This is a genomic window from Arcobacter ellisii (assembly GCF_003544915.1).
GTDB classification, from domain to species: Bacteria; Campylobacterota; Campylobacteria; order Campylobacterales; family Arcobacteraceae; genus Aliarcobacter; species Aliarcobacter ellisii.
Genome location: NZ_CP032097.1, coordinates 456,977 through 468,196, shown reverse-complemented (window position 1 = coordinate 468,196; position 11,220 = coordinate 456,977). Strand labels below are relative to the sequence as shown.

At 27.6% G+C, this 11,220-nt stretch carries 13 protein-coding genes; 4 read left to right on the top strand and 9 right to left on the bottom strand.

Annotation, left to right across the window (positions count from 1 at the left end):
• Positions 1 to 48: 48 nt before the first annotated feature.
• The 3 genes from serS to AELL_RS02390 form a co-directional block, all read right to left on the bottom strand.
• On the bottom strand, positions 49 to 1,287 hold the full coding sequence (gene serS / locus AELL_RS02400; RefSeq protein WP_118916411.1) for a serine--tRNA ligase: 1,239 nt from the start codon (positions 1,285 to 1,287) through the stop codon (positions 49 to 51).
• Positions 1,288 to 1,362: 75 nt separating this feature from the next.
• Positions 1,363 to 1,569 (bottom strand): hypothetical protein, encoded by a 207-nt coding sequence (locus AELL_RS02395; protein ID WP_118916410.1) that lies wholly within the window; start codon positions 1,567 to 1,569, stop codon positions 1,363 to 1,365.
• Between the two features lie 67 nt (positions 1,570 to 1,636).
• Positions 1,637 to 2,644 (bottom strand): cation diffusion facilitator family transporter, encoded by a 1,008-nt coding sequence (locus tag AELL_RS02390; protein WP_118916409.1) that lies wholly within the window; start codon positions 2,642 to 2,644, stop codon positions 1,637 to 1,639.
• A 135-nt stretch (positions 2,645 to 2,779) separates the two neighbouring features.
• Between AELL_RS02390 and trpS the strand changes: the two genes are divergently transcribed.
• Entirely contained in the window at positions 2,780 to 3,745 is a 966-nt protein-coding gene (gene trpS / locus AELL_RS02385) for a tryptophan--tRNA ligase (protein ID WP_118916408.1), read from the top strand.
• Positions 3,746 to 3,757: 12 nt separating this feature from the next.
• Entirely contained in the window at positions 3,758 to 5,095 is a 1,338-nt protein-coding gene (locus AELL_RS02380; protein ID WP_118916407.1) for a diguanylate cyclase, read from the top strand.
• A 2-nt stretch (positions 5,096 to 5,097) separates the two neighbouring features.
• Here the strand turns inward: AELL_RS02380 and AELL_RS02375 are convergent, their stop codons facing one another.
• From AELL_RS02375 to AELL_RS02355, 5 genes are read right to left on the bottom strand one after another with little or no spacing between them, the layout of a single operon-like run.
• A complete protein-coding gene (locus tag AELL_RS02375) occupies positions 5,098 to 5,700 on the bottom strand; it encodes an FmdE family protein (protein WP_118916406.1) in 603 nt (200 codons plus the stop codon).
• Positions 5,701 to 5,758: 58 nt separating this feature from the next.
• The gene (locus tag AELL_RS02370) at positions 5,759 to 6,454 is read right to left on the bottom strand and encodes a class I SAM-dependent DNA methyltransferase (protein WP_118916405.1); all 696 of its coding nucleotides are present in this window, start codon (positions 6,452 to 6,454) and stop codon (positions 5,759 to 5,761) included.
• On the bottom strand, positions 6,454 to 7,062 hold the full coding sequence (gene hisG, locus AELL_RS02365) for an ATP phosphoribosyltransferase (RefSeq protein WP_118916404.1): 609 nt from the start codon (positions 7,060 to 7,062) through the stop codon (positions 6,454 to 6,456). Before hisG ends, AELL_RS02370 begins: the two co-directional genes overlap by 1 nt.
• A complete protein-coding gene (locus AELL_RS02360) occupies positions 7,040 to 7,666 on the bottom strand; it encodes a type III pantothenate kinase (protein ID WP_118916403.1) in 627 nt (208 codons plus the stop codon). Before AELL_RS02360 ends, hisG begins: the two co-directional genes overlap by 23 nt.
• Positions 7,653 to 7,985, bottom strand: coding sequence for a hypothetical protein (locus AELL_RS02355; protein ID WP_118916402.1), 333 nt, complete (start codon positions 7,983 to 7,985; stop codon positions 7,653 to 7,655). The genes AELL_RS02360 and AELL_RS02355 overlap by 14 nt, the downstream gene beginning before the upstream one ends.
• Positions 7,986 to 8,096: 111 nt before the next feature.
• Here AELL_RS02355 and AELL_RS02350 point away from each other — a divergent pair, with 111 nt between their 5' ends.
• On the top strand, positions 8,097 to 8,870 hold the full coding sequence (locus AELL_RS02350; protein ID WP_118916401.1) for a threonine/serine exporter family protein: 774 nt from the start codon (positions 8,097 to 8,099) through the stop codon (positions 8,868 to 8,870).
• Position 8,871: 1 nt separating this feature from the next.
• Positions 8,872 to 9,342 carry a threonine/serine exporter family protein gene (locus tag AELL_RS02345; RefSeq protein WP_118916400.1) on the top strand — a complete coding sequence of 157 codons (471 nt, stop codon included), beginning with the start codon at positions 8,872 to 8,874 and terminating at the stop codon, positions 9,340 to 9,342.
• A 38-nt stretch (positions 9,343 to 9,380) separates the two neighbouring features.
• On the opposite strand, the gene AELL_RS02340 is transcribed toward AELL_RS02345, so the two are convergent.
• Entirely contained in the window at positions 9,381 to 11,192 is a 1,812-nt protein-coding gene (locus tag AELL_RS02340; RefSeq protein WP_118916399.1) for a menaquinone biosynthesis decarboxylase, read from the bottom strand.
• Positions 11,193 to 11,220: the final 28 nt, after the last annotated feature.

Genomic DNA, 11,220 nt, shown 5'->3' with positions numbered 1-11,220 from the left:
GGGAAGTCTAACCAACTTCCCTTTTTTTATTTCTCTAATTTTATATATTTATATATATTTTTTTAATACCTCTGGAATTCTAACGCTTCCATCTTCGTTTTGATAATTTTCCATAATTGCAACTAAAGTTCTTCCAACAGCTAAACTTGAACCATTTAAAGTATGAGCTAAGATATTTTTCTTATCTTCTTTATATCTAATTTTTGCCCTTCTTGCTTGGAAATCTCTTGTATTTGAAATAGATGAAATTTCTCTATATTTATTTTGTCCAGGTAACCAAACTTCTAAGTCTATAGTTACAGCTGCACTAAATCCTAAATCTCCCGTACATAATTGTACTTTTTGATGAGCAAGTCCTAAAGAAGTTAATAAATCACTTGCGCAATTTACCATTTTTTGAAAAATTTCATCTGATTGTTCTTGAGTTGTGATTGCAACCATTTCAACTTTATCAAATTGATGTTGTCTAATTAATCCTCTTGTATCTCTTCCTGCACTTCCTGCTTCTTTTCTAAAACAAGGAGTATAAGATGTAAGTAATAATGGTAATTCACTAACATCAATAATTTCATCATTATAAAGGTTTGTTAAACTAACCTCAGCAGTTGGGATTAAATATAAATCTTCACCTTCAATTTTAAATAAATCATCCGCAAATTTTGGAAGTTGCCCAGTTCCTTGAAGAGTATTTGAATTTGCCATAAATGGAACATACCACTCATGAAATCCTCTCTCACGGTTAAAATCAAGCATATAGTTGATTAAAGCTCTCTCTAACCTAGCACCTTCACCTCTAATTGCACTAAATCTAGATTTTGCTAACTTAACACCTCTTTCAAAATCTAACCAACCATTGTTTAAATCCCAATGTTCTTTTGGTTCAAAATTAAAAGTTGGTTTTTCACCAATTACTTCTAAAATCACATTCTCATTTTCATCTGCACCAACTGGAACATTCTCATCTGGAATATTTGGAACACCTAAAATAATTGAAGTTAATTGTTCTTCTAAATCTTTTACTTTTTCTTCTAATTCTTGTTTTTTGATTTTTAGATTGTTAATACTTTCTTGTAAAGAAGCTACATCTAAACCCTCTTTTTTATATCTTCCAAAATCTTTTGAAAGTACATTTTGCTCAGCTGTAACATCTTCCATCTCTTGTCTTTTTTGTTTTGCAGCAGATGCTAAGTTTTTAAGGTCATTTAAAAGTTCGTTATCAACACCTTTTCTTTCTAAAGCTGTTGCAACATATTCAAAATCTTTTTGTAGTAATTTTATATCTATCATCTTTGCTCTTTGTGTTATTTTTTGAGGGCATTATAGCTAAAAAAAACTACAAAGAGATTAGATGATATTTTAAATTTATCCGTTCATTTCCATTTTGATGATTACATTTCCATCAACATATTCACTTCTAAATTTGTGTTTGTGACAGAAATCTTCATTCATAATTATACACATTTCATTTGCTTTTTCTAATGCTTCTTCAATTGTATCAAAATGTGTTTCTTGTTCGAAATCTGAATTTCTAAAACAACCACATGCTTTTTCAACTATAACTGTTGCCATATTTTAATCCTTTATAAAATTTTTGCAATTTTATCATAAAGAGATTAGAAACTTCTTTTACCTTTATTTACCACTCAAACTGAAAAGTTGTATGAACTATTTTAAACTTCTCTTTTAAATCATGATTTATTTGATGTAAAATCTCTTCGTAATGCTCTAAATCTTTTTTGTCTATTTTTACATGTGCAGTCATATTATACATATCTTGTGTAATTTCCCAAATATGAATATCGTGTAACTCTATTACTTTTTCATTTTTTTCTATAAACTCTTTAACCATTGTTATATCTAAAGGAGAACTTTCAAGCAAAGTATTTGTTGAGTTTTTCAAAATATCAACTGCCCATTTCCCAATAACAATTGCAACAATTACAGCTAAGATAACATCTATAAAATACCAAGATGTAAAATGAATTACTATATAACCAATAATAATTGCAACTGAAGATAAAGCATCACTTAACATATGAACAAAAGCTGATTTTAAATTGATATTGTTTTTATCACCTTGCATCAAAATAACACCTGTGATAATATTTACAATAAGTCCAATAATTGCAACTATCATTGCAGTTTTTATATCTATTGTTTGAGGATTTAAAAATCTCATCACAGCTTCATATAAAATCCAAATAATTGATAAAACTATTGTTATTCCATTTATAAAAGCTGCTAGCACTTCTGTTCTATAAAAACCGAAGGTTTTAGCTATTGGTGCTTTTTTACTTGCTATTATTATTGCAATTAATGAAATAATCAATGCAAATGAGTGAGTAAACATATGAATTGCATCTGAAATTAGAGCTAAAGAATTTGACATAAATCCATAAAAAAACTCTAAAAACATCGTAACTAAAGTAATACTCAAAGCCCATTTTAAAACTTTTTTATCTGTTCCTCTATGGTCATGAGAGTGTCCATGTTCATGATGTTCATCATGATGATGACTTGAACAATGGTATTCATCATGATGATGTTCATGTTCTTCATGTTCTTCATGGTCATGATGGTGATGATGATGTTTTTGTTCTAGATATGGTTTATGGTCATTCAGACCAAATCTACAATTTTCCATTTTATTTCCATTAATTCAAAATTTTTTCTTATCTTACAACGAATATGCTATATTTATTCCCCAAAATAAACAACTACTAAAAATTAATTTTAGTAACTTTCGATATAATCTGACCAAAAAAAGAAGGATTTTGATTTGAGAATTTTATCAGGTATTCAACCATCAGGAACAATACATATAGGAAACTATTTTGGTATGATAAAAAAGATGATAGAGTCACAAAATGAAGGTGAACTTTTCGCATTTTTAGCATCATATCATGCTTTAACATCAGTAAAAGATAAAGCAGCTTTAGAAAATAATACTTATGAAGCTGCGATTAACTTTTTAGCACTTGGAATGGACCCAGAAAAATCAACTTTTTGGGTTCAACACGATGTAAAAGAGGTTCTTGAATTATATTGGATACTATCAAATCATACTTCAATGGGACTATTAGAAAGAGCTCACTCTTATAAAGATAAAACTTCAAGAGGTATTCAAGCAAATCATGGACTATTTTCATATCCAGTTTTGATGGCAGCTGATATTTTACTTTTTGATTCAAATATTGTTCCTGTTGGAAAAGACCAAATTCAACATGTTGAAATGACAAGAGATATTGCAACTTCATTTAATCACGCTTATGGGAAAGAAATTTTTGTTTTACCTGAGTCAAAAGTTGATGAAGTAGTAGCAACAGTTCCAGGAACAGATGGAGCTAAAATGTCTAAATCATACAATAATACAATTGATATGTTTACAACACCAAAACAAAGAAAAAAACAAGTTATGGGAATAGTAACAGACTCAAGAGAATTAGATGAACCAAAAGAGTGGGAAAATTGTAATATTTACTCTTTATGTAAACTATTTATGAATGAAGATGAATTAAAAGATTTACAAAAAAGATATGCAACTCCAGGTGAAGGTTATGGGCATTTTAAACTTACTCTTTTAGAAAAAATTGAAGAGTATTTCAAACCTTATGAAGAAAAAAGAGAATATTATTTAAACAACAAAAAAGAAGTTAGAGAGATTTTAGCTTATGGAGCTTCAAAAGCGAAAAAAATTGCATCTGCTAAAATGGAAATTATTAGAGATGCAGTTGGTTTAATCTAATAAAGGCAATTCATGATGCCAACAATTGAAGAAATTGCAGTTAAATCTATTTTATCAATAGAGATAACAAAACCTTTAAAAGAAGCCATAAAAAGAATGGCTTCTTCAAATCTTAGAAATATTGTTGTTATTGAAAACACTCCTGTTAATCACAAAAATTTTTATTTACTTACTATTTCTGATTTAATCAATTATAAACTAGATAATATTGATGAAGAGATTTTATTAAAAGATTTAAAACTTACAAAAGCAAAAATTCTAAAAAAAGATTTAAACATCTTAAATGTTTTAAATGAAGTAGAAACAACTGATAAATATATGGTTATTGTTGAAAATGATGAGTTAATTGGAATATTATCTTATACAGATATTATAAATAATATTGACCCAAAAATTTTGATGAAAAAACAGACCATTGCAACTTTGATTTTACAATACAAAGCAACAACAACTTATGAAAATACTTCAACAATTCAAGCAATAAAAATGATGAAAGATAATAATAGTGATTCTATTATTATAATAAATGATGACCATAAAGCTATTGGAATTTTTACAACAAAAGATTTTATAAATCTAATTCATAAAAATTCAAATTTACATAAACCTATAAATTTATTTATGAGTAATCCTGTTTATACTTTAAATGAAAGTGCAACTATTTCAGAAGCAATTGATTTTATAAGAGATAAACATTTCAAAAGAATTGTTGTTACAAATGATGATGAAGAGATAATTGGTATTCTAACTCAAAAAGAGCTTTTAAGAATCATATATAATAAATGGATTGATTTTATCAAAGAGGAAGCAGATAAAATCTCTAAAATGAATGAAGAGTTACTTTCAAAAACTTCAATTTTAGAGGAGAAAGCCTCTTTTGATTTTTTAACAAAACTTTATAATAGAAGAAAATTTAATACTTTTTTAGAATATGAAATATCAAAAGCAAATAGATATAAAGAGGAATTTTTATCTTTATTACTTATAGATATTGATTATTTTAAAAATGTAAATGACTTTCATGGACATTTAGTTGGAGATAATATTCTTCAAGAAGTTAGCAAAATATTAACTATTTGTTCAAGAGATACAGATATTGTTGCTCGTTGGGGAGGAGAAGAGTTTATTTTAATGCTTCCACAAACAAATGTAGAACAAGCTTTTTTAGTTGCTCAAAAATTAAGAGTTACTATAGAAAAACACAAATTTGATGAAGTAAAACATATAACTTGTTCAATTGGTGTTACACAATTTCAAAGAAATGAAGATAAAGACACTCTATTTAAAAGAGTAGATTCTGCTTTATATAAAGCTAAAAATGCAGGAAGAAATAGAGTTGAGATAGAGTAAAGTTATAAAAGATTTACTTTTATAACTCTATTTACGTTATTTGAAATATCTTCAACTCTTTTTTGCCAAAGTTTTCCAAACTCTATTTTTTCTTCATTTGTTGCATTTCCTTGCATACACTTTTGCATTAAAAAATTCATATCTTCATGTGGTTTTATTTCATTTGGATTATAAAAAACATCTACTGATTTTTGAGTATCAACTCTTGTAAATCTTACATTTGCACCATTTATATCTTGTTCAAATTTCATCAAATAGTTTCTATCAAATTTTCCGTTTATTCCTTTAAAACCATTTGTTGTAGTTGCACCTGTAATATTCATAATTACATTTCCAATTACTCCAGCAACTCCATCATTTTGTTTTTCTTTAAATTCAACAATAATCTCACCACGTTTTGGGATTTCATTTTCAAATAAAGCTTTTAAACCTTCACTTGTTATTAGATATGCACCTAAAACAGTAGGACAAGAATGCCCTGCACTTTTTACAAGGTCTAAATATGAAAATTCAATAATTCCATCTTCAAATGCTCCTAAAAACGAAGCTAAATCATCTTTTAAAATAATAGTTGGTATTTTGTCAAAAAATTGTGGGTAAGTCATCTTGAACCTTTGTGTTGGAATTTTATACTAATACAAAGATTCAAAACTTTGTGTTAGTCTATTTTTTCTTACAAATAAAAATTAGTTTATCGGCTATCTCTTGGGTATGTAAATTAAACTCTTTTATCTCTACTAATTCAAATCCTGTTTCATTAAGAGCTTTTGTTAAAAACTCTTTTGAATGGTATTCTTGTATTATTGAATCTTGTTCTTTTGAAAAAAGACCATTTTCTTGTTTTTCAAATAAAGTTATATCAGTTTGAAGTTTTTCATCTTCAAAGTTTGCATCAATTGCTATAAATTTATCTTCAACATCAATTGTAATACACCCTTGAGCAATCTCATCAAAACCAAAATACGAGTTTACATCAAAAATAAAATAAGCACCTTGATTTAAAACAAGATTAGTCTCTTTTAAAAATGTTTTTAATTCATTTTTAGGAATATAATTTAGAACATCAAATATTGCTGTTGCACAATCAAATTTTTCTTTTACATCTTTTAGAGCAATTGCTTGAGCATTTAAGTTTTTTTCTTGGCAAACTTTGATTTGCTCTACACTTAAATCAATTCCAAAATAGTTCTTTTTATTTACTTTTAGATTTTCTAAAAAATATCCTTGACCACAACCAATATCAATAATATTGTTTAGGTCATTTACCATTACAAATCGTAAAAACTCTTTATGTAAAGTATAAACTTCTTCTTCAAAATCTAAATAAGGTTCAATTTTTGCATATAAATCTAATCCCATTATAAATGCACTTCTATTTTTTCTTTTAAATCTAAAATTAAATCTTTTTTAGCATAAAATGAGTTTTTATTTGCAATTAAGTGGGCACTACTTTCCATAATAGTTGGTCCTACTTCAAGACCATTTTGTTTCATTGTTTCACCTGTTTCAACAATATCAACAATACAATCACAAAGTCCAACTAAAGGTGCTAGTTCAATAGAACCATAAAGTTTGATAATTTCAACTGCCATCGCTTTTTGTTCAAAGAATTTTTTAGCAATTTTTTCATGTTTTGTAGCAATTGTGATTTTACTTTTGTCAAAATTTAGTTTTTCACCACGTCTAAGTCCAAAAGCAACTTTACATTTTCCTAACTCTAAATCCAAAAGTTTGATTAGGTCGTACTCTTTTTCTTCTAAAACATCAAGTCCAACAACCCCTAAATCAGCTGCTCCGTGCATTACATAAGTTGGTACATCTTGATTTCTAACATTTAAAAAAGTAAAACCACTTTTTTTTAGTATTAATTTTCTATCTTCAAAAACAAACTTTTCACCAAAAGCTTTTTCAAATTTATCAAGAGTCTCCTCAGCAATTCTTCCCTTAGGCAATGCAATTGTTAGCATCAATTATCCTTTTCATATTCTCAAATATTAAATCTTTTTTATATGTACTATTTTCAAAATATTTACTTAAAAATTCTCCATCTCCACCAGTAAATATTATATTTTTATTTAAACTTACTTCTTTGATTGGTAAAATGATAGATTTTAGCATAGCATATTGTATAGCATCAAACGTACGAAGCGGTATTTTATCTAAATTTATATTTTTTTCAAAATCAAACTTTAATTTTTTTGAAATTTTTGGATAACTTTTTTTAAATCTTTGTAATCCCAATAGAATAAATCCACCCTTATGAACACCCTCTTCCATAATATCAACTGTGATTGCACTTCCTGCATCAACAATTACACAATTATCTTGAAAGCTACAAGCAACTGCCCTATCTATTCCTAACCCTTGATATGCAGTAGAAAATTTCAAAAATTTATTTATATTTTTTGCATGAGAATTTTTTTTAAGTAACTTTTTTGTAGCTTTTTCATTAACGGAAACAAAATAAATTTCATCATCAAACTTTGGAACTTTTTCATCTAAAAAATATTTTTTATGTTTGCCATTTATCAAAAAATGATAAGTTGTATTTCCTATATCACATAAAATCAACGCTCACACTCCAATCATTTTGTTTTAAATACTCTTTTGCTTTTGAACAAAGTGGACTAGTTATTAGTAACTCTTTTTTCTTAAAATTATGTCCTAAAAAAGTTGCTAACTTTTCACAAAGTTCCATTAAATCATCGGCATTTTTTCTTATAAATCTACTTTTTGAATCCACTATAAATATTGCATAAAATTTTGAATCAATAGTAGTTGCACCATAAATATCTATTTTTTTTCTACTATCTAACTCTTTTGGAAAAATTTGTTTAATCTCTTTAAATAATATATTTTTATTTGTGTAATATGTTGTTAGTTCTTTCAATATCTTTTCCTTTATGGTATAGATTATATCCAATAAACTCTTTTAAATTATCACAATTTTGACATATCAATTAGCTATAATAATAACAAAATCACTAATTAAAAAGGGAATATGGATACTTTAAGTTATCAAGACCAAACAATTATTACAAGAGGAATCATAAAAGCTGCTGTTTTAATGTCAGAATTTGGAGCAGAATCTATTTTGATTGAACAAACAGCTCAAAGATTAGGGAAAGCTTTAGGAGTTGATTCTGTCGAAATTTCTCTGATTCCATCAGCAATTGTTTTAACAACTTTATATAACAATCAATCAGTTACAACAACAAGAAGAGTTCATCATAAACCAATAAATATGTCTATTGTTTGTGAAATCCAAAAAATTGTTATTGATATAGAAAAATATGAACATGATATTGAATATCTTGATGAAATTTTAAAAAATTTAAAACCAAATTACTATGATAGATGGCTTGTAGTTTTTATGGTAGGAATTGCTTGTGCTTCTTTTGCTTATTTACAAGGAAGTGATATAAATGCATTTTTTATAACATTTTTAGCTTCAAGTACCGCAATGTTTGTAAGACAAGAGTTAGCAAAAAGAAAATTTGTTCTTATTATTACTTTTGGAGTTACAGCCTTTGTAGCGACTATGATTGCAAGTATTTCTCAAATAGCAGGAGTTAGTGCAACTCCAAATATAGCTTTAGCATCAAGTGTATTATTACTTGCTCCTGGATTTGCCTTTGTGAACTCATTTTTAGACTCTTTAAAAGGTTATTTGATGATGGGTTGGGGACGTTGGATGGATGGAGTGTTACTTACAATTGCAACTTCAATTGGAATTATTATAGCTATGGCTATTTTAAATATGAAAGGTTGGTAAAATGACAGAATTGATATTTAAAATGCTTATTGAATCTATATTTGCAAGTATTGCATCTGTTGGTTTTGCCATGGTTTTTAATGTTCCAAAACATACACTTATTTATTGTGCATTTGGTGGGGCAATTACATATATAGCTAGAACTATGTTTTTACACGTAGGTTTAGGAATAGAGATATCGACTTTTTTAGCTTCAACTTTTATAGGAATTGTTGCTCTTAAATGGTCAAGAAAATATCTTATTCCAAGACCTGTTTATACTGTTGCTTCAATTATTCCTATGATTCCTGGAACTTATGCTTTTGCAGCTATGATAAGTTTAGTTGATATGAATAGCCATGGGGTAACACCAGAATTAATAAATATTTTTATTCAAAATGGATTAAAAGCAGTCTCTATTTTGGGAGCTATTAGTTTTGGATTAGCATTACCCTCTTTATATTTTATGAGATTAAATAGACCAATTATTTAGTAAAGAGAAAAACTCTCTTTACTTCTTAGCTTTATAATTTATAAGTAGAATTTTTTGATAAATTCATCACTTACATCAATAATTTTTCTTTCTCTTAATGACTCAATAACCTCTTTTGTACAATCAACATCATCAGGCCATCTTCGTTTAAAGTTATCGTGTGCATTTTTATCTGTTGCATCTAAACACATAATATTTTCGTCAATAAATAAATCTCTATTTGAGTCAATATTATTACAAACCCTCCAAACAAGCATATAAGGATTATTCACATCATTTTTTGCACTATCAACAATAATTAATATTTTAATATGTTCAAATAATGGTTTTAATTCTTCAAAAAGATATTTTTGATTTCTTGTTTTTTCTACACTTATCACACAAATTGGATTTTTTGTATCTTTGAAGTATTGTTTTAAAGCTTTTATTTCAGTTGAAATATTTTGCATTTTTTGAAGCAATTCAACATCATCTAAAAGAGTAATTCCAAGTTCAGTAACCTCATCACCAGTACAATCAAGTCCAAGTTTTCCACCAACTGCAAATTTTGGGCTTGAGTGGTCAAGCGCATCAACTACACCTTTTGATACAAGCATATCATCAATATTTATTCTATTTAAAATATATTTTGTAATCTCTTCATGAGAAGTCAGTTCAGGTGCATCCTCATTTACAAAAATAGCGTGTTTAACAAAACTCATTTGCCCTACTCCCCAAAATGCATGCATCATCTGGCTTGCATGTCCTGGATAAAGTGTTTTAATTTTTGCAATAATTAGATTATGAAAAACTCCATTTTCAGGCATATAATAATCAACTAAATCAGGAGCAGTTGTTTTTAAAAGTGGTAAAAAAATTCTCTCCGTTGCATGCCCCATATATTTATCTTCAAGTGGCGGTTTTCCAACAACAGTTGCAAGATAAGTAGGATTTTTCTTACTTGTAATAGCAGTAACTTCCATAAATGGATACTCTTCTTCTAGTGTGTAATAACCTGTATGGTCTCCAAATGGTCCTTCAATTCTTAGTTTTGATGGGTCAACAAAACCTTCAATTATAAAATCATTATCTTTTGGAACATAAATATCATTTGTAATTGACTTTACAAGCTCAGCATTTTTATTTTTTACAAAACCATATAACATAAGCTCAAAAATTCCAATTGGAAGAGGAGCTTGTCCACACCAAATATACATAGGATCTCCACCAATTCCTATACTTACAGGCATCTTTTTACCAGCTTTTTTATACTCATGGAAGAAATGATTTGAGTCTTTATGAATTTGCCAGTGCATTCCTAAAGTTTGGTCATCATAAACTTGAAGTCTATACATTCCAAGGTTTTTTAATTCACCATTTAAAGAAGTTGTGTACACTTGCCCCATTGTAATAAATGGACCTCCATCTTGTTCCCAAGTTGTAAGAATTGGTAAATCAGAAAGTTTTGCATCACTTCCAAGCTTTATTACTTGTTGACACTCACCTTTTCCTTTTAATTTTTTAGGTATAGTATTTTTTAGAGCAAATAATTTTCCAAAAGTAGATAACTTTTCGCTAAAAGTTGTTGGTGGCTTCATTTTTAAAAGCCCTTCAATTTCAGCTCCAATTTTATCCCCATCTCCAATAAAAAGTTTCACTGCTTTTTCATTACAAAAAACATTCATCAATACTGGAATATCAAATTTTTTATTGTTCTTTGTATCTACAACATTTGTGAATAATAGAGCTTTAGAATCCTCTTTTTTTACTTCTATGTAAGCAATATGTGGAATTTCTAAATAAATATCCAATTCATCATCAATAACTCTTAACAAATCATTTCTTTTCAATAATTCAATAGCTTCTTTCATTTTTCCCTCAAATCTAGTTCATCAGTTA